Source organism: Microvirga pakistanensis (assembly GCF_004458765.1).
GTDB classification, from domain to species: Bacteria; Pseudomonadota; Alphaproteobacteria; order Rhizobiales; family Beijerinckiaceae; genus Microvirga; species Microvirga pakistanensis.
Genome location: NZ_SPJX01000510.1, coordinates 43,733 through 66,154 on the forward strand (window position 1 = coordinate 43,733; position 22,422 = coordinate 66,154).

17 protein-coding genes, 1 tRNA gene and 1 pseudogene are annotated in these 22,422 nt (G+C 63.7%); 6 read left to right on the plus strand and 13 right to left on the minus strand.

The genetic code is table 11. The features are described 5' to 3' along the window. Positions 1–95 precede the first annotated feature (95 nt). The 4 genes from coxB to E4K09_RS22660 are packed head-to-tail and all read left to right on the plus strand — an operon-like array spanning position 96 to position 4,534. A complete protein-coding gene (gene coxB / locus E4K09_RS22645) occupies positions 96–1,058 on the plus strand; it encodes a cytochrome c oxidase subunit II (RefSeq protein WP_244610642.1) in 963 nt (320 codons plus the stop codon). Beyond that, positions 1,055–3,622 carry a cbb3-type cytochrome c oxidase subunit I gene (locus E4K09_RS22650; protein ID WP_134499958.1) on the plus strand — a complete coding sequence of 856 codons (2,568 nt, stop codon included), beginning with the start codon at positions 1,055–1,057 and terminating at the stop codon, positions 3,620–3,622. The genes coxB and E4K09_RS22650 overlap by 4 nt, the downstream gene beginning before the upstream one ends. Before the next feature lies 1 nt (position 3,623). Further along, on the plus strand, positions 3,624–3,983 hold the full coding sequence (locus tag E4K09_RS22655) for a hypothetical protein (protein WP_134499959.1): 360 nt from the start codon (positions 3,624–3,626) through the stop codon (positions 3,981–3,983). A gap of 23 nt (positions 3,984–4,006) precedes the next feature. Next, positions 4,007–4,534, plus strand: a complete 528-nt coding sequence (locus E4K09_RS22660) for a DUF421 domain-containing protein (protein ID WP_134499960.1) — start codon at positions 4,007–4,009, stop codon at positions 4,532–4,534. Positions 4,535–4,719: 185 nt separating this feature from the next. Here E4K09_RS22660 and E4K09_RS22665 read toward each other — a convergent pair whose 3' ends face one another. The 6 genes from E4K09_RS22665 to fdhD all read right to left on the minus strand — a co-directional run bounded on the left by E4K09_RS22665 (position 4,720) and on the right by fdhD (position 11,408). Next, on the minus strand, positions 4,720–6,003 hold the full coding sequence (locus E4K09_RS22665) for a PQQ-dependent sugar dehydrogenase (RefSeq protein ID WP_134499961.1): 1,284 nt from the start codon (positions 6,001–6,003) through the stop codon (positions 4,720–4,722). Further along, positions 6,000–6,464 (minus strand): DUF2231 domain-containing protein, encoded by a 465-nt coding sequence (locus tag E4K09_RS22670; protein ID WP_342211365.1) that lies wholly within the window; start codon positions 6,462–6,464, stop codon positions 6,000–6,002. Before E4K09_RS22670 ends, E4K09_RS22665 begins: the two co-directional genes overlap by 4 nt. Positions 6,465–6,885: 421 nt before the next feature. Beyond that, the gene (locus E4K09_RS30470) at positions 6,886–7,116 is read right to left on the minus strand and encodes a YetF domain-containing protein (RefSeq protein ID WP_166802457.1); all 231 of its coding nucleotides are present in this window, start codon (positions 7,114–7,116) and stop codon (positions 6,886–6,888) included. Continuing rightward, positions 7,070–7,393, minus strand: a complete 324-nt coding sequence (locus E4K09_RS31155; protein ID WP_425293875.1) for a DUF2254 family protein — start codon at positions 7,391–7,393, stop codon at positions 7,070–7,072. The genes E4K09_RS30470 and E4K09_RS31155 overlap by 47 nt, the downstream gene beginning before the upstream one ends. 1,081 nt (positions 7,394–8,474) lie before the next feature. After that, entirely contained in the window at positions 8,475–10,130 is a 1,656-nt protein-coding gene (locus tag E4K09_RS22685; protein WP_134499964.1) for a coiled-coil domain-containing protein, read from the minus strand. A gap of 393 nt (positions 10,131–10,523) precedes the next feature. Further along, positions 10,524–11,408: a formate dehydrogenase accessory sulfurtransferase FdhD gene (gene fdhD, locus E4K09_RS22690; protein WP_134499965.1), complete on the minus strand. Its 885-nt coding sequence runs from the start codon at positions 11,406–11,408 to the stop codon at positions 10,524–10,526. Between the two features lie 194 nt (positions 11,409–11,602). Here fdhD and selD point away from each other — a divergent pair, with 194 nt between their 5' ends. Both selD and E4K09_RS22700 read left to right on the plus strand, forming a co-directional pair. Further along, the gene (gene selD / locus E4K09_RS22695) at positions 11,603–12,649 is read left to right on the plus strand and encodes a selenide, water dikinase SelD (protein ID WP_134499966.1); all 1,047 of its coding nucleotides are present in this window, start codon (positions 11,603–11,605) and stop codon (positions 12,647–12,649) included. A 68-nt stretch (positions 12,650–12,717) separates the two neighbouring features. Beyond that, complete coding sequence (locus E4K09_RS22700; RefSeq protein ID WP_134499967.1) at positions 12,718–13,047, plus strand: hypothetical protein; 330 nt, start codon at positions 12,718–12,720, stop codon at positions 13,045–13,047. A 54-nt stretch (positions 13,048–13,101) separates the two neighbouring features. On the opposite strand, the gene E4K09_RS29365 is transcribed toward E4K09_RS22700, so the two are convergent. From E4K09_RS29365 to fdnG, 7 genes and pseudogenes are all read right to left on the minus strand, one after another. Then, positions 13,102–13,197: transfer RNA gene (locus E4K09_RS29365), tRNA-Sec, on the minus strand. Between the two features lie 111 nt (positions 13,198–13,308). Then, positions 13,309–15,144, minus strand: a pseudogene (selB, locus tag E4K09_RS22705) (selenocysteine-specific translation elongation factor); the annotation flags it as partial. Next, positions 15,144–16,544, minus strand: coding sequence for an L-seryl-tRNA(Sec) selenium transferase (selA, locus tag E4K09_RS22710; RefSeq protein ID WP_134499969.1), 1,401 nt, complete (start codon positions 16,542–16,544; stop codon positions 15,144–15,146). The pseudogene selB and the gene selA, both read right to left, overlap by 1 nt. 2 nt (positions 16,545–16,546) lie before the next feature. Continuing rightward, positions 16,547–17,464: a formate dehydrogenase accessory protein FdhE gene (gene fdhE, locus E4K09_RS22715; protein ID WP_134499970.1), complete on the minus strand. Its 918-nt coding sequence runs from the start codon at positions 17,462–17,464 to the stop codon at positions 16,547–16,549. Positions 17,465–17,505: 41 nt separating this feature from the next. Beyond that, positions 17,506–18,201 (minus strand): formate dehydrogenase subunit gamma, encoded by a 696-nt coding sequence (locus tag E4K09_RS22720; RefSeq protein WP_134499971.1) that lies wholly within the window; start codon positions 18,199–18,201, stop codon positions 17,506–17,508. After that, positions 18,201–19,151 (minus strand): formate dehydrogenase subunit beta, encoded by a 951-nt coding sequence (gene fdxH / locus E4K09_RS22725; RefSeq protein ID WP_134499972.1) that lies wholly within the window; start codon positions 19,149–19,151, stop codon positions 18,201–18,203. The genes E4K09_RS22720 and fdxH overlap by 1 nt, the downstream gene beginning before the upstream one ends. 11 nt (positions 19,152–19,162) lie before the next feature. Continuing rightward, a complete protein-coding gene (fdnG, locus tag E4K09_RS22730) occupies positions 19,163–22,246 on the minus strand; it encodes a formate dehydrogenase-N subunit alpha (protein ID WP_204985773.1) in 3,084 nt (1,027 codons plus the stop codon). Between the last annotated feature and the right edge of the window lie 176 nt (positions 22,247–22,422).

A 22,422-nucleotide genomic window follows, 5' to 3' on the forward strand; every position in this document is an offset into this window, starting at 1 on the left:
TCATCGCGTGCAGAGATGACCTAGGGCGGATGGACCACGAATCGACCCTGATGCGCCTGCGATGGCGGTGGAACTCCGTTGCGAGGTGCGCAGGCATGTTTCTGTGGACTGTTCCTGTCGCAGGCTGCGGCGGCGTGCAGTCGGCCCTTGATCCGGCTGGAGGCGATGCGTGGGATCTCTATCGGCTCACAATCGTCATGACGGTGGGCGCAACCCTCATTTTCGTTTTCGTGACGGCCCTTCTGCTCTATGCGGTCTTTGCTCCGCCTGAGCGCCGTGCTTGGCTCGGAACCCGCAGGACTATCGTTTATGGCGGGCTCGCTTTCCCGATCGTCGTTCTCTCGCTGCTTCTCCCCTATGGCCTCGTCGTCATGCGGGATACCGACGTCCCGCAACCCGGCGCACTGCAGATCGAAGTGACAGGCGAACAGTACTGGTGGCGGGTTCGCTATCCGGCCGAGGGCGATCAGGCGGAGTTTTCAACGGCAAACGAACTCATCGTTCCGATCGGGCGACCGATCACTGTCTCCGTCACGGCCGCCGACGTGATCCATAGTTTCTGGATTCCAAATCTCGGCGGCAAGATCGACATGATCCCGGGACGTATCAACCGCTTCAACTTCACGGCGGAGCGTCCTGGCCTCTATCGCGGCATATGCGCCGAATTCTGCGGCGCTCAGCATGCGCGCATGGCCTTCGACGTGATGGTGCTGGAGCCCACGGAGTTTGAGGTGTGGCGCCAGTCTCAGGCACAGCCTGCCCAAGAGCCGGCGATCCCGCACTTGGCAAGGGGCCGCGACCTGTTCCGTGCCGGCGGCTGCGGCTCCTGCCATATGGTGCGGGGCACCGAGGCCAACGGGCAGTTCGGGCCAGACCTGACCCATGTGGGCAGCCGGCGCACTATCGGTGCGGGGCAGTTCCCGAACAATGTCGGCACGCTTGCGGGCTGGATCGCCAACGTGCAGCAGATCAAGCCGGGTGCGAAGATGCCCTCTTATGGCTCGCTCACCGGCGAGGATCTGCGGGCGATGGCCGGATATCTGGAGAGCTTGAAATGAACGCACCCGAGCTCCCGAAATCCTTCGAGCGCCAGGAGGCGGAGCTTCCCAACCCGCTCCCGCGGCCGGAAGGCGAGTTCGAGGCGCTCAAGAAGGCCTGGAAGGCGCCGCGCGGCCTCAGCTTCATCACGGCGGTCAACAATACCTATGTGGGCCTGTGGTATGTGGGCACGGCTTTCCTGTTCTTCATCCTGGCCGGGATCCTCGCGCTGATCATGCGCGTCCAGCTGGCGGCGCCGGAGAGCGATTTCGTCAGCCACGATCTCTACAACCAGCTCTTCACCATGCACGGCACGGTGATGATGTTCCTCTTCGCCGTCCCGGCCGTGGAGGCGGCGAGTGTCTATCTCCTGCCGAACATGCAGGCTGCGCGCGACCTGCCATTTCCGCGCCTGTCGGCTTATGCGTTCTGGGCTTACTTCGTCGGTGGCCTCGTGTTCTTCGGCACAATCTTCGTCGGCCTGTCGCCGGATGGCGGCTGGTTCATGTATCCGCCGCTCACCAGCACCAAATACTCGCCGGCCGAGAATGCCGATTGGTGGCTCCTCGGCATCGGCTTCATCGAGATCTCCGCCATCGCGGGGGCCATCGAGATCATCGTCGGCGTCATGAAGACCCGCGCGGTCGGCATGAGCCTCGACAAGCTGCCGGTCTATTCCTGGGCCATGCTGGTCTTCGCCGTCATGATCGTGATCGGCTTCCCGGCGATCATCCTCGGCACGCTGCTGCTCGAGATGGAGCGCGCGTTCGACTGGCCGTTCTTCATCGCCGAGAGGGGTGGAGACCCGCTCCTGTGGCAGCATCTGTTCTGGTTCTTCGGCCACCCGGAAGTTTACATCATTTTCCTGCCGGCGACCGGCATGGTGTCGATGATCGTGCCGGCCATGGCGCAGACACCGCTCGTGGGATACCGCCTCGTGGTGCTCGCCCTCATTGCGACGGGCTTTCTCTCCTTCGGGCTCTGGGTGCATCACATGTTCGCAACGGGTCTGCCGAAGATGTCCCTGAGTTTCTTCTCAGCCGCCAGCACGGCGGTAGCGGTGCCGAGCGGCATCCAGGTCTTCGCTTGGATTGCGACCATCGCATCCGGACGCATGAGGCTGACGACGCCGTCGCTGTTCGTCATCGGCTTCCTGTTCATCTTCACCCTCGGCGGGCTGACCGGCGTGATGGTCGCCATGGCGCCCTTCGATTGGCAGGCGCACGACAGCTATTTCGTGGTGGCGCATCTGCACTACGTGCTCATCGGCGGCATGGTGTTCCCGCTCTTCGCCGCCATCTACTACTGGGTGCCCGTGGCAAGCAAACGGGCGCTCTCGGAGCGGCTCGGGCGCTGGGTCTTCGGTCTCATGTTCCTTGGCGTCAACGTGACCTTCCTGCCGATGCACATCACCGGGCTGATCGGCATGCCCCGCAGGGTCTATACCTATCCGGTCGGCATGGGGTGGGACGCGCTCAATCTCGTCTCCACCATCGGGGCCTTCATGATCGCCGCGGGCGTCGCGGTCTTCCTGTTCGACATGGCCCGCAACTTCCGCTTCGCGAGTGAGGACAATGCCGGCAACGTGTGGAACGCTGGGACGCTTGAATGGCTGCCGAACGGCAATTATGCGACGCGCAGCATCCCGAGCGTCGTCAGCCGTGATCCCCTGTGGGACCAGCCCAATCTGCCGAAGGACGTGGAGGATGGCCGCTATTACCTGCCCGGGACGGCGACAGGCGGGCGTGAGGCCTTGGTGACGAGTCCCTTCGATGCGCGGCCCCAGTACATTCTCCAGATCCCTGGACCAGGTTGGCAGCCGGTGCTCGCCGCGGTGTTCACGGCGGCCTTTTTCCTGCTCCTGACCGTCAAATTCGTGTTCACCTCGATCATCTGCGGCGTTCTTGCCGTCGGATGCGTGATCTGGTGGCTCTGGGAGACCGACCCCGGGCCCGTTCGCCCACCCGCCGATATCGGCGGCGGCATCGTGATCCCGGTCTATGTCACGGGCCCTATGAACCACTCCTGGTGGGCGATGATCGTCCTCATGGTGGTCTCAGGCATGGTCTTCACCTGCCTGATCTTCTCCTATCTCTTCCTGTGGCTCGTGAACCCGGGGGCGTGGCCGCCTCGAGGCGTCGAACTTCCACAATGGATATGGCCATCGCTGTCCACCGTTCTCTACGTCGGTAGCGCAATCCTGATCGCGCGCGCCAGTTGGTTGCTGAAGGGGGATGACCGGCGGAGCCCGCGCTCCGTTCCGATCCTGATCGGCGCAGCGATGCTTCTCCTCGCCGGCGCGTCCGCAATCGACCTGAGGGCGCAATGGCAAGCGGGCCTGAGCCCATCCGCCCACGCCTATGGGGCCGCCGTCTATGCGATCCTGTCTCTGCAGATCTTCTTCGTTCTGACGACCCTGATCATGGGGCTCTACACCATTGCCCGTTGGCTGGCTGGCAAGCTCGACAGCGTGCGCCGGACGACCTTCGATAACAGCATGCTGTTCTGGTACTACACTGTGGGTCAGGGACTGGCCGGCCTCCTGATGATCCATGGATTTCCTCGGCTGACCGGGGGTGCCTAGCATGACCGGACGGCGGACAGCGCAGGTTTGTCTGACGCTTGGCGGCCTGATCGCCTGGGCGATCCAGTTCACGATCATCTACGGCGTGACATCGACCTTGTGCGGCCGTGGATGGGCGGATACGGCGCTTCTCGGCATGGGCGCCGTTCAAATAACGATCCTCTTGGCGACCCTTACAGCTCTCGCTGCCGCTGCCATCCTGCTGATCGTCTCGCTTCGTCAGGAGCGGCAACAGCGGGACCATCCGGCCTCGGCGACGGATACTTTCCTGAACGAGTCAGGTGTTCTGATCAATGGTCTATCGCTTGTCGTAATCCTCTGGCATGGCGTACCGGCCGTCATTCTTCCAGCCTGCGCATAGACCTAACGAGGTAAGTTTCCAGAATGTTCAACTGGCAAGAACTGTTCGTCCCGGTGCACCCCATCCCTGAGATCATCCTTCGCGGGACGATCACATACATCATGCTGTTCCTGATTCTTAGATTCTTCCTTAAGCGACAATCGGGAGTGATCGGCATTGCCGACCTGCTCGTCGTCGTTCTCATCGCCGACGCTGCGCAGAATGCGATGGCGAGCGAGTATAGATCGATCACGGAGGGCGCAATCCTGGTGGTGACCATCGTCTTCTGGAACTATGCCGTCGATTGGCTTGGCTTCCGGTTTCCCGCTTTCCAGCGGTTGACACGGCCGCCGCCGCTCCTGCTGATCAAGGATGGCGAGATGCTCTTCCGAAACATGCGCCAGGAGATGATCACGACCGAGGAGTTGAACAGCCAACTTCGCCAACAGGGTATCGAGCACTGCTCCGAGGTGAAGAGAGCTTACATCGAAGGTGATGGCAGGATCAGCATCATCCGGAAAGACAATGGAGAGCCCAGTCAGAAGAACACTTCCTTGAAGGGGATCACTTAGGCAGCATGCAGTCATGCCTGCGCGGCGGGGTTTCTGGAGTTGAAGTCCGACAGGAACCAGCCACCGCCGAAACCGCCGTCGATTTTATATGGCACCGGCTGCTCGATCCTTCGGGAGACGTTGCGTTCCTGAGATGATGAATACCGAATGGCCCCCGAGGTGAATACCCTTTTGGTTTGGTGCTTCTAGTTTTTCGTAACCCTCCAGATCGTGTTCGACAGGTCGTCTGCTACGATCAGGGCCCCGCGCGGGTCCACTGTCACGCCGACGGGGCGACCCCGCGTGTTGCCGTCGTCGACCAGGAAGCCGGACACGAAATCGATCGGATCGCCGGCAGGACGACCGTCGCGGAATGGGACGAAGATCACCTTGTAGCCCACCGGAACGCTGCGGTTCCAGCTGCCGTGCTGACCCACGAATACGCCTTCGGCAAACTCGGGACCCATGGCAGGTATCGAGAAGGCCACGCCAAGCGCCGCCACATGCGATCCCAGGGCGTAATCCGGGCGAATGGCTGCGGCGACCTTTTCGGGGTCCTGCGGCTGCGCACGCGGATCGACATTCTGGCCCCAGTAGCTGTAGGGCCATCCGTAGAAGCCGCCTTCCTTCACCGACGTCAGGTAGTCGGGAACGAGGTCAGGACCGATTTCGTCCCGCTCGTTCACGACCGCCCAAAGCTGCCCCGAACCCGGCTGAATGGTCAGCGCCGTGGGGTTGCGAAGGCCGGTCGCATAGGGCTTGTGCGCACCCGTCTGCGCATCGATCTGCCAGATCATGGCCCGGTCTTCCTCAGCATCCATCCCGCGCTCGGTGATGTTGCTGTTGGAGCCGATGCCGACATAAAGAAAGCGCCCGTCCGCGCTGGCGGTCATCGCCTTCGTCCAGTGATGATTGATCACGGCAGGCAGGTCGGCGACCTTTGTCGGAGGGCCGCTCGCTTTGGTGTCGCCGTCCCGATAGTCGAAGCGCACCAGCGCATCCTGGTTGGCGACGTAGATGACGTTGTTGATCAGCACGAGCCCATAAGGTGCGTTGAGATTATCGGCGAAGACACCTTGCATTTCGTAAGTGCCGTCGCCATCCGCGTCGCGCAGCAAGGTCAGACGATTGCCGCCTTTGACCGAGCTTTTGCCGAGACTTTTGATGAAGCCTGCAATGATGTCCTTGGGGCGCAGGTTCGGTGCGTAGCCGCCCGACCCTTCCGCCACCAGAATATCGCCATTGGGAAGCACCAGGGTCTGGCGCGGGATCTTGAGATCCGTGGCGATGGCTTGGATCTTGTATCCCTGTGGGACCTTCGGCAGATCGTTGCCCCAGTTCGCCGGTCTCGGAATCTTCATGCTGGGCAGCAGACCGCGCTCCGGCTCGGGCAGGTTCGGGTCGGGTCCGAATTGCGGCGGTGCGGCCTCGCTGTTGCAGGCGGAGAGGGCAATGGTCAGGGCGCTGACGAGGAGGGTCGAGCGGATCATCTCACCTCTCCTGCATGAAAACCGGAATAGCCGATCCAGGCGGCAACGACGGCCAGAAGCGTCGTGATCGCCGACAGATAAAGGCCTTCCGGCATGGTCGCCCAGGCATCCTTCGCGTGGACGAGGGCGTTGACGAAGCCGAGCCCCCACATGACGAGCAGCACGACGAAATAGACGATCATCCGCCCCTTGTGCGCCGGTCCCCGGCGGAAAAGATTGATCAATGCCCAGAGCATCGCGAAGCCGCCGCCAACTAGGCCTCCGGCAATGAGCCAGGACGAGAAATTGGCCCATTGAATGTGAAAGGTCGCCCAGTAAGCGAAGTCGCTGATCAACGCACCCGCGAACAGCGGGAGCGGAAAAGCTAGAAGAATCGCATGAACAGGGTGCAGCGGCCTCAGAACACCTGGACGAGATAGGGTAACCACAGCGTCTCCTTGCGCTTGTGGACTTAGTCGCATGACCGACGTCCGGCAAAGCTTCCGTAGGTTAACGCATCAGTGGTTGGTCGGTTTCGGAGCAGGCTGTTTTTCCTTTTGGTCCACACTACCGGCCAGCGTACGAGATATCGCCGGGTACCCGCCTACGATGTGTCGTTCAGTCTCACTGAAGAGCGGGAGACATTGACACGCCAGACGGGCGCTCCTTCAGCTTCCGGATCGAGGATGGTCGTTTGTCGGAACCCTCCGCTATGAAACCCCAGACCGAGGCAAGCGACTACGCCGAGGATGAGATCCGCAGGATGGCGACCAAACTGGCCCGGTTGGCCTTGTCAGGAACGTCTTCGGAGGGCAACACTGGACCTCGCCGGCCCTGACCCGCAAACGCTCGCAGCATGAATTGCAACGGTAAGTCATGCGACCACCACCATCGGCAGCCGGATCACGGCTTTCGCACGCTTGACAGGGTCGATGCGGAGGCATCCTGATCCGTAGTCCTGATGACGCTGATGGATCCATCTGTCTCCAGAACGACTGCCGCCACCTGAGCGGCATCCGAGACGCCATTGCCCCGTAGCGTCCCCATGACCTCATCCCGGGTCATTCGTTGCATACGCAGAGCACCGTCAAGAAACCGCCCCCGATGCGCGACCAGGGTGGGCTCGCTCTTCACCAGATCCTGGAATCGGGGCAAGCGTCGAACCGAGAGCCACCGTGACCACTAAGTCGAAGGCGTTCAGCTTGACCAGTCCTTGCTGGTCCGAGCGCTGGGCAATGATGCGCGCCTCGCCCGCATCATCTCTAAGGACGACGGGCGGCAGTGAGCGTTGGAAGATGTCCTCGAGCGCGGCACCGAGCTGGTTGACAACCGCGAGCGCCGTGTAAGGATCGTCGATGCCGGGGACAGCGCCCGCAGAGCGATCTCGACGAGCTGGATATCGGGTCTTAATCTATTTCGGCAGACATCACTCCCTGAAGGCAACAACCAATCCTTCCGCGCTGAGTTGGCACGCGATGCGGGATTGGCGTACTTGCCGCGCATTCGCGCGAGCATATTCGACCCGGACCTCAATGGGGGCCGTAGCTCCCCCATCACGTGTGCGGCTCAATCTGCCGGCGCTCGCTGCATCCACCCGCACGGCTCCATAAGGAAGCGCCGCTCTGACGACAGAGGTGCGGCAGAGTTGGACAACATGGGATGGAACACCAGGCTGTGGCATGAGCGGCTGTCCGAAGCTCGCCACAGCGTAGTTTAAGCCGTCGATAACAGGGGCAAGAGAGGCCGGCAGGCGTGGCTCGGAATCTCCTGCATTCAACTCCCGCCGGAGAATGATTGGTGCGGATAAGACCGTGACCGGAGCTCTTCGAACTGAAGGTAGACTTCCAAAAGGCGTCTTTTCGGATGCTGCTGGATTGGGTGCGGGCGCTGGTGCAGCGTCACGTCTGACGCCCAGACTGCTGCTGATTGCGTCGCGAGGCCTGCTGGTGTCTCCACCGCTGATGCCAATGCCACCTTTGCTGCTGTTGCCGGTAGGCTGATTGCCTCCACTTAGGCCGCCCGTGGATCCGCCTGCCCCTCCACCAGGCGCAGTGCTGCTCGTGCCACTCAGGCTGCCTCCGCTGCCCAAACCGGCGTCACCCAAGCCACCATTCTTTGCGCCGGTCGTGTTTCCGGTATCGGCGCCGCTGTTCTGGCGTCCTGCATCTGGGCCACCCTTTTTACCAGCATTGTCGTTCCCGCGACCAGCGCCGCCGCTCTTCTCACTGCCGCGGCTGTTTCCCCCACCGTTCCCGTTGCCTTGGCTACCCTTGCCTCCACCACCCCCTTTGCCACCGCCCTCTTTGGCAAAACCGGGGGCTCCTGAAATGAATGCCAGCGCGGTGATGGAAATAAGCGCTATCCGAAACATGCAGTCTCCACTTCGCAGCTCCGATGGATGTACTCGGCCTGCTCAACCGTTGTGCCGACGCAAAGTACAATTTTTGGCAAGCAATCGAACCATACGACGCCGCCACTCAATTTTCTGAGCGCTAGAAGAACAACCAGAGCTCGCCAGCAGGGCGTAGGCTTGCAGGCAAATCCGGGATGAGGACCTCCGTGGCGGAATTCTCCCGGGCCAGTACGCGAGAGGGGCGCTTGAGCTTGGTCACGGCGCCTTTCCCTGATGCGGCACTCGACCTGAGACTGCCGGAGGATCGCCTGCCCGCCTCTTCAGTTCCAGATTTTTGTAGCACGCTGGGGCGACGGGCCTGCGCAGCTGCTTCATCGGGCAACCTGCTCCGCGTCTGGTCTTGCGGCGGCAGAGCCGCCTGCCGGGACTGGCGCTGAGGCACGGCATCCTCTCTATCGGCGCCGCGATCTGGTTTCGCGCGCCCCGAGGATGGAGGGACAGGGGTGGTTCGGACAGGCAATGCAGCGGGCTTGAACTTTGCGCTGGCTCCCAAGTCTGCGATTTGTCGTTTTAGCGCATCCACCTCACGGAGTGCAGCAGCGGTCCTCTCCCTCTCCTGGCGAAGCCTACCCTGGGCTTCAGCAACACTTGCTGCCCTGATGGTCTGAGAGGCAAGCTCTCGCTGGGTGTCCACCAGCCTGCGTGTCAACGAAGCGCTGCTTTCTCTCTCTTGCTTGAGCTCATCCTGGATCTTGGCCTCTCTCGCCCGGAGAGCAGAGAGCTGGTCCTGCAGGGTACCCAACTGCTGGGATACGGCATCTGCTCGCGATTTCTCCTGAGCGACTGAGTTTATCAGTCGGCTGTTGTCAACTTGGCCTGTCCGGAGCGTGACAAGTTGCTCTTTCAGTGCCGCTATCTCGCGGGCAGCAAGGTCTGCCGCATCGTTTTCCCGCTCGAGATCTGCGCTCGATGCGCCTGTCACCGCGGGGCTTTCCATCAAGATCGCAAGTTGCTCCTGCGCTGCCCTCAATCTTATGGTCAGGTCAACCAATGCAGCTTTGGCCGCTTCCACCTCTCGGACACGCTCGTCCCTTTCGTCAGCGGCTCTTGTGACTTGTTCCGCCATTGCTGCAAGTTGCTTTCGCGCGTGGTCCAGATCCTGCGTGGCCGAGGCCGTTCGTTCCTTTTCCTGCTCCAAGGCCTGCTCCAGCGCTGATGCTCTAGCCTCCTTTTCCCTGAGAGCCGTGAGTTGCTCCTGTGCAGCGTGCAACTCCTGCAGTGCTGCTTCCGCACGAACTCTCTCCCGTTCGGCAGCATCGCCGGGCTCTCTTTCCTCGGCTCCATCGACGTCCGCATCGCCGGTATGAACGCCCGTCTCCAAGGAAACGCCCCTGCGCTCGCGGGCTATGGCCTGCAACGTCCTCTGCACTTCCGGATCTCGAATGCTGTCAACGATGGCAACGGCGAACGTTCCTGCCTCGACAGCGGCGGAGAGCATCTGTTGCGCTCCGGTCAAATCCCCCCGCTGCAGCAACTCCCCAACATTGGCTGCGAGCTCGGTTCTCTCAGGGCCGGACACCATGAGCTTGAGAAGGGTGGCCCAGTCCTTCTGTGATGAACCATTGTGCCGAGACGCTGCAGGGCTCTGTTCTGCCGGATCGGAGACCAGTTGTGCATGATATTCCCTCTGACCAGATCCAGTTTCGAACGGGCGGAACGCTGCTGTGCCGGCGGCGTCGGATGCGAATCCGTGCGAAGAGAATGCCAATGCACCCAACGCAATGGCGAATGGCATAGAAGCCCACCGTGCCCATAACGCCTTCGAATCCTGCTTGCTGTAGCCCGAGATACCTGGAAGCGAACTGCATTGTGGGATCATGGGAGTTCCCCAAGGGACTGTTGATAGGCGCAATGCCTGCGGAGTACCGAAATAGTTTGAGTGCCAAGACCGAGAAGCTGTCAGAGATGCTTGAAAAGACCCGACAACTTTGTCAGGGTTGTGCCTTGACACTCATTCCGGCCAGACCTTTCCGGATTAGCTCTTTATTTCTTTCAGCCCAAGCTTGAGGCCCCGTAGCCGAAAGCGATCTGGCACCGCGTCCTATGAGCGTCTCGGCGGCCTCAAGGATGAGACGACGCAGATGTCTTCCTCCACCGCTATGTTCGGGAACAGGCCGGGCACCTTTCTTCAGGACGCGATCCGATCGAGTCCGTGAAAAACGGTCATGGAGTCACGGCGGGCGATGCCGATGAGCGCGATGTCGAGGCGCCGGGCCCGCTCGACGGCAAGGGAGGTCGGCGCCGAGATCGCCACGAGGGTCCGTGCGCCGAAGGCGGCCGCCTTCTCCACCAGCTCGAAGGAACAGCGGCTCGTGACGAGGATGAAACCGCTGTCCGGCTCTGTGCCGGCCCGGCAGGCCGCGCCGATGAGCTTGTCGAGGGCATTGTGCCGGCCGACATCCTCGCGCACGCACCGGATCGTTCCGTCGAGATCGGCCCAGGCGGCCGCATGCACGGCTCGCGTGCGTTCGTTGAGCGCCTGCTCGCGATCGAGGCGCAGAAGAGCCGAGCGTATGGCCGACACCGCGACGACCGGCGCCCGCCCTTCCGGAGCGCGGGCCTGCGGCAAGGCCTTCAGATCGTCGATTCCGCATAATCCGCAGCCCGTTCGCCCCGACAGGGCGCGTTTGCGCGCGAGGTGCTCATGCAGCCTGTTCGGCTTCAGCTCGATCGCGAGCCGAAGGCCGTTCTCCTCGGGTTCGATGCGGATCCCGCGGATGTCCTCCGGCTCCCGGATGACGCCCTCGGTCAGGCTGAAGCCCACCGCGAAATCCTCCAGATCCGACGGCGTCGTCATCATGACGGCAAACGGGATGCCACCATAGACCAGGTTGACCGGCACCTCCGAGGGAATGGCTCTCGCGATGTCGAGCGGATCGCGTCCCTCGAAGGAGATCACGGTCGCCGGGATGTCCACCGCCGTGGAATGGCTCAGCTCGCCATCCGGAGCCTGCGGCCCGCTGCTCCTCGGCGCGACGATCAGCGTCTCGGACTTGGTGTGATCACCCGGCATCATACGCTCCTCTCCGGTCGATCCGCTCGAGCGCCTTCTTGGACGTGCGTCTTGGTCCTGCATTAGGGACATCTCGGCATCGGAATGCAAGTTCTTCACCCGAACGAGCCCGGCGGGGAGCCGCCGACTGGCGCCCTGGCATTTGCATAATCCGCGAAGCTCTGGAACCATCACCCGGAGAGCGGAGGATTCAGATGGTCACGCAAGACGTTCGGCTCAGTCATTTGTCCCATGGCGGCGGTTGCGGCTGCAAGCTGGCGCCGGCCGTTCTCCAGCAGCTCCTTTCGGAGCAGCCGACGGCCGGACCGTTTCAAAACCTCCTCGTCGGCACCGAAACGGCGGATGACGCGGCCGTCTGGCAGTTGAACGACGAGACCTGCATCATCGCGACCACGGACTTCTTCATGCCGATGGTGGACGATCCGTTCGATTTCGGGCGCATCGCGGCCACCAACGCCATTTCGGACGTCTATGCGATGGGCGGCCGTCCGATCATGGCGCTCGCGATCCTCGGCATGCCGCTGGGCAAGATTGCGCCTGCGACCATCCGCGAGATTCTCAAAGGAGGCGCGGCGATCTGCGCCGAGGCGGGAATCCCGGTGGCGGGCGGCCATTCCATCGACTGCCCCGAGCCGGTCTATGGCCTCGCGGTGATCGGAACGGCGAAGCCCGGCGAGGTTCGCCGCAACAGCGGCGCGCGGGCAGGCGATGCGCTGATCCTGACGAAGGCGCTCGGCGTCGGCGTCTATTCGGCCGCCTTCAAGAAGGATGCCCTCTCGGCCGCCGCCTATGCGGAGATGATGGGCTCCGTCACCCTCCTGAACAGGATCGGCGCCGAACTGGCCCAGGATCCCGACGTGCATGCCATCACCGACGTGACCGGCTTCGGCATTCTCGGACACGGCCTCGAAATGGCGCGCGGGTCGGAACTGGCCCTGATCCTCGACCGCGCCCGCCTGCCCCTGTTCCGGGAGGCCGCGTCCCTGGCCCGGAGCGGCTACGTGACGGGGGCTTCGACCCGCAACTGGGACAGTTATGGAGACAGCGTGCGTCTGCCTGAGGGAATCGAGCTCTGGCAGAGACAGCTTCTCACCGATCCCCAGACCTCGGGCGGGCTCCTCGTGGCCTGCGCGCCGGATCGAGCGGAGCACATTCTCGGGCGCATCGTCGCGGCAGGATATCCGTCCGCCAGGATCGTCGGCCATGCGGAGGAGGGTCCCGCGCAGGTCAGGGTGATCTGACGGTCGTTGGAACCCGCCGCGCCCCGCGACGTTGCTCCGAGAGCTTAGCTTAGGAGGAGCCGGATGCCATGCGTGTTCCTATGATCCTTGCCGTCGCAGCCATCGGCCTGTCGACCCCCGGCTGGGCGCAAACGGCGGCACCGGGTCCCTGCCCGCAGGAGCCGGCGACCACCGCCGCCACGGCGCCCGACCCGAACAGCCAGGCCTCCGGCACCTCGCCGGGAACGGCGGGATCATCCGGCTGGACGGGCGGACTCGGCGGTTCCTATATCGGCACGGCTCCGAAAGGGCCGACGCCGGAATCGCCGTCGGATCATCCCAAAACCGCGAGCGGCGTCGATCCCATGAAAAGCGCGGCGGCAGCCGGCTCGTCGAGCAGCTGCACGCCGTCCCGGTGACGGCGGCGCGGACCGACAGGGACTTAGCCCGGCACAGGGCTAAGCCGGTGACGATGGCGGAAGAGAGTGGGAGTCGAACCCACCTAGGACCGGCTCGCGGCCCCACCCGGATTTGAAGTCCGGACGCCCCACCAGGGACGATTCTCCTCCATGATCCGCCTCGGCCGGCTGAATCGCGCGAAACAGATCCAGCCGATGCGGATTGATGCGACGAAGATCGCCGCGACGCAAGGTGACGCCGTGGCGATCGAAGAATTCGAGGATCTGGATCGCGACCTTCCGCCCGTTCTGCACCCGGTCGCGGAACTGCGCGGCCGTGAACTGCCGGTCGGGAGCATGCTCGCCGAGATCCAGGACGATGCGCACCATCTCGGCCACGGTGTCGCGCAGGAAGAAATGATCGTGCGCCACCTCGTCGAGCTGCCCCAGACGGCCGAGCAGCTTGCACAGATGACGGATCTCGTCTTCGTCCACGCCGATGAGGCCGGCGATGTCGCGCACGCGCGGAGGACGGAAGCGCTCCTCGCCGCCCAGAAGCGGCCGGATTGCCTGCCACAGACGCTCCTCGTCGGCATCGAGGCGCACCTCATGCTCCGGAAGCCGGACCCATGACCCGTCGACCTTGACCCGACCCGCATCGACGAGAGACTGCAGGGCGGCCCGGAAGGCCGGCGCCGGCAGGCGCGGCTCGCATTGGAGACGCAGGCGCTCCAAGCCCATGCCCTGGAGATCGGGGTTGTCCCTGTGGAACGAGTCGAGAGTGCCGATCAGGCCGGCCTCGAAGGCGTGCCAGCGCTCCTCGTCCAGCGCAAGAATCGCACGACCGGCGGAGAGACGCACCAGACGAAGGTCCGCAGCCATGTCCATCGCGGCCGCAACAGGCATGGCCCTGTCGCGGGCGAAGGCCGAGAGGTCGAAGTAATGCGGGCGCGCGCCGGCGAGGCGTTTCATGGCAGCGGCGGGATCGGCCTGCGCCAGGGCCGCGATCTGTGCGCGGCGCTCGTCCCCGCGCCTGTGGCGCGCGGGCGCGCGCAGATCGATGAAGAAGCCGCCGCCGATGGTCCGCTGGGCGGACGTGTCCCGCAGGACGAATGGATCGTGGGCCGCCGCCGCGATGGGATTGTCGAGGACGAGTTGGACCATCTTTCTCTCGCCGGGCTGGATGGGATCGTCTTCGAGCAGAACGATCCGCCCCCCGACCTCCGCTGCCGCATGATGCAGGCGCACGGGAAACCACTGGCCGACCGGCTTCTTCTCGCCGGAGAGGATGCGCAGGCTCGCATCGATCCGGTCGGTTGGCGCGTGAAGCCCGGGATCCAGCACCATGTCGCCGCGGACGACGCTGTCCTTGGAGACCCCCTCGCCCGCGAGATTGAGCGCGCAGCGCTCCCCCGCGACGCCGCGCTCCGCGGCGCGGTTCTGGGCGTGGATCGACCGCACCCTGGCCGAACGCCCCGACGGACTGACGACCACCTGATCGCCGACGGAAACGGTGCCGGACAAAACGGTTCCCGTCACCACGGTGCCGGCGCCGGACAGGACGAAGCTGCGGTCGACCGACAGGCGGAAAGGCCCGGCGGCATCCTGCTCCCGCTGGGCGGAAGCCGCCGCCCGCAAGTGCTGCTTGAGGTCGTCGATCCCCTCCCCGGTGACGGACGAGACGGGAATGATCGGACACGCCGCCAAGGTCGTGCCCGCCAGAACATCACGGATCTGCGCCGATGCTTGCGCCCGGCGCTCCTTGTCCGCGAGATCGGCCTTGCTGAGAACCACGACGCCCTGATCGATCCCGAGAATGTCGATGATCGCCAGATGCTCGAGGGTCTGCGGCTTCACGGCGTCGTCGGCCGCCACCACGAGCATGACGAAGTCGACGCCGCTGGCGCCGGCGACCATCGTGTGAACGAACCGCTCGTGACCGGGCACATCGACGAAGCCGATCACGTCGCCGTTGTCCTGGGGCCAGTAGGCGAAGCCGAGATCGATGGTGATGCCGCGCGCCTTCTCCTCCTTGAGGCGATCCGCGTCGATGCCGGTCAGCGCTTTGACGAGGGCCGTCTTGCCATGGTCGATATGACCGGCCGTGCCGACGATCATCAGCTCCCCCCGTACCGGAGAGACAGCAGCGTCTGCCGGAAGCAGGCCTCGTCGTCCAGGCACCGGAGATCGAAGACGAGCGCGCCCTCGGCCACGCGGCCGATCACGGGTTGCGGCAGACGCCGGAAGGCAGCGCTCAGTTCCTCGACCGCCCGCCCTCCTCCTTCGGGTTTCAGGGAGAGCCCGAAGCTTGCAATCGTATCGAGCGGAAGCGCTCCCGAGCCGATCTGGCTGCGGCATGGCACGACGTCGGCCACGACATCGCCTCCCAGGGCATCCGCCAGCACCGGCAGAAGATGCTCCGCCTGCTGCCGGATCTCCTCCGCGGGCCGCGCCAGGAAGCGCATGGTGGGAAGGCGGTGCGCGAGCCGGTCGGGATCGCGGTAGAGCTTCAGGGTCGCCTCGCAGGCGGCGAGCCGCACCTTGTCCACGCGCAGAGCACGCTTCATGGGATTGCGGTTGATGGCGGCGATGAGATCCTTGCGTCCGACGATGAAGCCCGCCTGCGGTCCGCCGAGGAGCTTGTCTCCGGAGAAGGTGACGAGATCCGCCCCCTCCTCCACCGCCTCGCGGACGGTCGGCTCCTTGCGCAATCCGAAGCGCGAGAGATCGACGAGCGTTCCCGAACCGAGATCGTTGACCAGAGGCACGTTGTGACGATGCGCGATCGCCGCGAGATCGCGGGCGCCGACCTCCGCCGTGAAACCTTCGATGCGATAATTCGACGTGTGGACCTTCAGGATCAGCCCGGTCTCGGGGCACAGCGCATCGGCGTAGTCGCGCGCATGGGTGCGGTTCGTGGTGCCGATCTCGCGCAGGCGCGCTCCGGCTCTCGCCATGATCTCCGGCATGCGGAACGCGCCGCCGATCTCGATCAGCTCTCCCCTGGAGACGATGGCCTCCTTGTCCTGGGAGAGCGTGTTGAGGACGAGGAGCACCGCAGCCGCATTGTTGTTGACGAGGGTCGCGTCCTCCGCGCCCGTCAGCTCGCAGACGAGGGCTCTGACGTGGTCGTCGCGCTCGCCGCGCTTCCCGCCGGCAAGATCGAATTCCAGAGATACGGCCTGCCGCATGGCGTCCGTTGCGGCCGCGATCGCCTCCTCCGCGAGGATCGCGCGCCCGAGATTGGTGTGGAGCACGGTGCCGGTCAGATTGAAGAGCGGCCTCAGCCGCGGGCCCGCGCGCGCGGCGAGACGGGACAGCACGGAGGCCGTGATCATCGCTTCGTCGATGCCGACACCCGATCGCGCCTCCTCGCGCACGGCGGCAAGAGTCTCGCGGACAGCCTGCGTTGTTTCCGCACGACCGTATCGTTCCACCAGAACCAGGATATCCGGGTGGCGCAAGAACCGATCGACGGACGGAAGATGGCGCAGGGGCGACACAGCCGCTTCGGCCATGCTCAAACCCCGAGCAGGAAGGGATTGAAGCTGCCGCGCCGGTACGCTCCATTCTGGAGCAGAAGGTCGAGCCCGAGGCTGGCGATATCGTCCGCGACCGGATCGAGGGCCGGATCCTTCTGCTGGTAGAGGATTTTGACGTAGCCCCGGCAGTTCTCGCAGCATTCCGCCTTGATCGTTCCCGGACCGCCCTCGACCTCCTGGTAGCCGATCCCTTTTCCCGAGCTGCACAGGATGCATTTCACGCGCACCACGTTCCACAGCGTGCCGCACAGGGAGCAGGAGCAGTACCGCGTGCCCTCGGCCTCCATCCACCCGACCACGACGGACGAGACCGGAGGACCGCCGCAGCAGGGGCATGCGCCGTCGCCGATCCGGGTGAGCTTGTCCTTGTCGAGTCTGCCTGCCAGCCGGGCGAAATGAACCTGCAATCCCGCGGCCACGTAAACATGCTCGGCAATGGCATCGGCCGGGATCGCATCCGAGAGGACGTCACGCACCATGCCGCGCATCTGCTCCGGCGAGGCCGCCTTCACGCGCTCGAGGGCCGCCTGCGCTTGCGCCGGCTTTTCGAGAGCCGCTACCGCATCGAACATTCGGCTCAGGGTTTCGCTCACCGGATCGTCCAGCTCGATCCGGTTCCGGTCGAGAGGCGGCATGCCGAAGTCGCGGGCGCGGTCGAGCGCATCCGGCGGCGGAATTTCGGGCTCGGGCAGACCGTCCTGAATGCTGGTCTGCGCCGCCGCGATGCCTGCGACGAGCCGCAGGTAGGGAGCAAGGTCGCTCGTCTGCGCCAGAAACTCGAGCCGCGCGCGGCGGGCCTCGAAGAGCCTGCGGGGATCCGGCAGCCGGACGAACGCCGGCGCCGGAACACGGCCGATGGACGCTAGGTTGGGTTCGACGGAACCTGAATGTGTCATGCAACCTCACGAACCGCACGGGTCACGTGTGATGGAGCGCCCTATTCCGCGGGCGCTGCCGGCTTCTTGATTCTATGGCGCTCCGCCAGGTCCTTCAACCAGAGGCGATGATGCCTCCAGGCCCAGCCCCCCGTGACCGAGCCGTGCGTCATAGCGCGCAGCGTGCCCCGCGACCAGATCACCGCATAGACATGGGCGATCCAGATGCAGATGAGCGCGACGGCCGCCAGCGAATGAACGAGCACCGCGACGCGCTTCTGCGGGATGGTGGTCCAGTCGTAGAAGTACTGATCCCAGATCACGAGTCCCGTGACGATGAGTGCGATGATCAGGAGCGACATGCACCAGAAATTGAACTTCTGGATTGGGTTGTAGCGCCCGGCTTCGGGCACGTTCGCCTCGTCTCCCTTGATCATGTCGCCGGCATGCGCGAGCCATTCCCGATCGGCTTTCTCCGGCAGGTTGGCGCGCCAGAAGCGGATGAACAGGCCCGCGAAGCTGAAGAACAGAAGAACACCGATCCAGGGATGGAACGCCCGCGCCTCCTGCCCGCCCCCGAACAATCCCGTGAGGAAGAACAGGGACGGATGGAAGAAGGCGAGCCCCGACAGGGCCAGAAGTATGAGCGAGATGGCGGTGATCCAGTGGTTGATCCGCGCGCCCAGATTGTACCGGCCGACGACGACCGGCTTGCCCGGATGAATGGCATCTTCCTTCGCGATGCTCGTCGTTGCCATCAGGTCTTCTCCTTCACCAGCTCCTCGGCCTTCTCCTCATCCTCCCGCGTGACGCGGTTGGGGCTGACGAACGCCGAGTGAAGAACGCCGGCCGCCGCCGCCAGACCCATGGCGGCGAAGCCGATATACTTGGTCATGCCCTTCCAGGCATTCACGACGGGGCTGACCTTCGGGTCCTTCGGCAGTCCCGAATAGATCTCGGGCTGGTCGTTGTGGTGGAGAACATACATCACGTGCGTGCCGCCTACGCCCGGCGGATCGTAGAGGCCGGCGTTCTCGTAGCCGCGGGACTTGAGATCCTCGATCCGGCTATCGGCCAGCTTCTTCATGTCCTCCTTGGTCCCGAAGGTGATCGCATGAGTCGGGCAGGCCTTGGCGCAGGCCGGTCCCTGCCCCACGGCGACACGGTCGGAGCAGAGGGTGCATTTATAGGCCGTGTGGTCGACCTTCGAGATACGCGGGATGTTGAAGGGACATCCCTTGATGCAATAGCCGCAGCCGATGCAGTTCTCGTGGACAAAATCCACGATGCCGTTCGAGTACTGAACGATCGCTCCGGGCGCCGGGCAGGCCTTCAGGCAGCCCGGGTCCTCGCAGTGCATGCAGCCGTCCTTGCGGATCAGCCACTCGAGATTGCCCGTCTGCGGATTGTCCCATTCGGTGAACCGCATCAGGGTGAACATGTCGGGTGTCAGATCGTGCGGGTTCTCGTAGATGCCCGTATTGGCCTCGAGAGCCGGCTTGGTGTCGTTCCACTCCACGCAGGCGGACTGACAGGCCTTGCAGCCGATGCATTTCGACACGTCAATGAGCTTCGCCACCGGCTCCAGCTGCCTTGCGGGTGGCGGCACCGTCGAGGCGGAGCGGCGTACGAGATCCCGCTCCGTCAGGTTCGCGGCCGTGGCGGCGACCGGCGGGTTGCTGGTTGCGGTATGGGGACTTGGTTCCATTCCACTTCTCCTCAGACCGTCGCTGGCGCCGTCGTGGGCTCGATATTGACCAGGAACGCTTTGTATTCAGGCGTCTCGATATTGGCGTCGCCCACGAAGGGCGTGAGGGAGTTCGGCCCCCAGCCCTTCCGCGCCTGGCCCGTGAAGCCCCAATGCAGCGGAATGCCGACCACGTGAACGGGCTTGCCGTCGCAGATGAGAGGCTTGATGCGCTTCGTCACGACGGCTTTCGCCTTCACCTCGCCGCGCTTGGACCACACGCGCACCCATGAGCCCTGCGCGATGCCCTTCTCGGCCGCGAGCTGTTCCGAGATCTCCACGAAGAACTCCGGCTGAAGCGTCGCGTTCACGCTGTTGTGCTTCGTCCAGTAGTGGAAATGCTCGGTCAGCCGGTAGGAGGTCGCCGCATAAGGGAACTCCTCGGACGTGGCGAATTGCGCCACGTCGTTCTGGAAGATCCGCGCTACCGGATTGCCCCGGACCTTCGGCGCGACCACGTTGGCGATCGGAGCCTCGAACGGCTCGTAATGCACGGGGAACGGCCCTTCGCGCATGAGCCCGCGGGCGAAGAGACGCGAGACGCCCTCCTGGTTCATGATGAAGGGACCCACCACGTTGGGGGGCGAGGTCGGCGCGATGTCCGGAACATCGTAGCCCGACCATTTCGTGCCGTCCCAGGCGATCAGCTTTCGGGACGGATCCCACGGATTGCCCTGCAGGTCCGCGGAGGCGCGATTGTAGAGAATGCGCCGGTTGAGCGGCCAGGAGAACGACCAGTTGGGATAGGCGCCGGTGTCGTCCGGATCCGTGTTGTCCCGGCGCGCCATGTTGTTGCCGGCCTCGTTGAAGCAGCCGGAATAGATCCAGCAGCCGCACGCGGTCGTGCCGTCGTCGCGCAGGGCGGAGAAATTGACGACCTGCTTGCCCTTCTCCAGCACCACCTTGGTCGGGTCCGCCTGGTCGTAGACCGTCTCGACCACGTAGCCGTTGAGCTCCCGGGCGAGCTCTTCCGGCGACGGCTCGTTCCGGTCCCGGTAGTTCCAGGTGAGGTTGAGGATCGGGTCCGGGAATGGACCACCCTCCTTCTCGTAGAGCGCGCGTAAGCGGAGATGGATCTGCGCCATGATCCAGGTGTCGTGCTTCGCCTCCCCCGGAGGGCTGCCGCCTGCCCAGTGCCATTGCAGCCAGCGGCCCGAATTGACGAGCGCGCCTTCGTCCTCCGCAAAGCACGTGGTTGGAAGCTGGATCACCTCCGTCTGGATCGAGGCGGGGTTCACGTTGTTGTACTCGCCGTGGTTCTCCCAGAAGCGGGACGTTTCCGTCTCCAGGGGATCCATGGTCACGAGCCATTTCAGCCGCGACAGCGATTCCGTGATCTTCTGCCGGTTCGGGAAGGCGAGCAGCGGGTTGAAGCCCTGGCAGAAGTACCCGTTCACCTTGCCCTGGTGCATCATCTCGAAATAGCGCAGCACGTCGTAGGCCGGCACGTCGAGCTTGGGCAGGAACTGATAGGCGAATTCGTTCTGCGGCGTCGCCGCATCGCCCCACATCACCTTCTGGAAGCTGACGAAGAACTTCCGGTAGTTCTGCCAGTAGCTGGTCTGGTTCGGCCGCAGCGGCTTGAACGTCCGGCTCGACATATAGGTCGTGAAGTCGGTCTCCCGTTCCACCGGAATGTTCAGGTAGCCCGGGATGAGGTTCGACATCAGGCCGATATCGGTGAGGCCCTGGATGTTCGAATGCCCGCGCAGGGCATTCATGCCGCCGCCACGCACGCCGATGTTGCCGAGGATGAGCTGCAGGATTGCCATGGACCGGATGTTCTGCGATCCCTTGGAATGCTGCGTCCATCCGAGCGCATACATCGACGTCATGGTCTTCGTGGGCGACGAGCATTCCGAGATCATCTCCGCCACCTTCAGGAACTTGTCCTTCGGTGTGCCGCAGATGCGCTCGACCATCTCGGGCGTATAGGTCGCGACGTGAGCCTTGAGCAGGTTCCAGACGCAGCGCGGATTCTGCAGCGTCTCGTCGACGACCGCGAAGCCGTCCGGCCCGATCTCGTATTCCCAGCTCGAGCGGTCGTAATCGCGCTTGTTCTCGTCATAGCCCGTGAACAGGCCGTCGTTATACGCAAACCCCTCCTTCACGACATAACTGGCATTGGTGAAGGCCTTGACGTACTCCCACTGAATTTTGTCGTTCTGGATGCAGTAATTGATCACGCCGAGCAGGAACGCGATATCGGTGCCCTGCCGGATGGGAGCATAGAAGTCGGCGACCGATGCCGAGCGCGTGAAGCGCGGATCGACGACGATCAGCTTGGCGCCGCGATTGGCCTTCGCCTCCGTGACCCATTTGAATCCGCACGGATGCGCTTCAGCGGCGTTGCCGCCCATGATGACGACGAGATCCGTGTTCCGGATATCCGTCCAAGAGTTGGTCATCGCGCCACGACCGAAAGTTGGGCCCAGACTGGACACCGTGGGGCCGTGTCAAACGCGCGCCTGATTATCGAATGCGACGATTCCCGTGCTGCGGACGACCTTGTAGGTCAGCCAGGCGGTTTCGTTGGTGGTTGCGGAGGCGGCCAGGAAGCCGACCGTGGTCCAGCGGTTGACGGGAACGCCGGCCGCGTTGGCGGCGATGAAGTTCGCGTCGCGATCATCCTTCATCAGCCGCGCGATGCGGTCGAGCGCCTGGTCCCAGGAGACCCGCTCGAACTTGTCGGAACCGGGCTTGCGGATCATCGGGTACTTCAGGCGCGTCTCGGCCTTCACGAAGTCCTTCAGCGCCGCGCCCTTCGGGCAGAGCGTTCCACGGTTGGTCGGATGGTCGGCATCGCCTTCAATATGGATGATCTCGGCCGTCTCGCCCTTCCGAAGGTCGCCCTTCGAATACATGATGATGCCGCAGGCGACCGAGCAGTAGGGACAGGTGTTGCGCGTCTCCATCGTGTTCGTCAGCTTGAAGGGCCTCACGGCCGCGGCCTGCGCCGCCTCAAGCTCCGAGAACCCGAAGGCTCCCAACGTGGTACCGGCAACACCCACGCCGGCGGCTTTGAGGAAGCCGCGTCGTGAGAGTTCCATGTTCATGGTAACCCTCCCTATGGTTTGCATTGCAGCAACGTCTTCTTAGGCAACTAGAGTAGTTTCGAACAATTCTAGTGTCAAACCTTGACGCTCCTCAACGGAAGCCTCGTCCGTAGGCTATTGGCTTTCTTCTCGGCTCGACGCGGGCGGAGCAACACCCACGATCCCTCTCGGGGGGC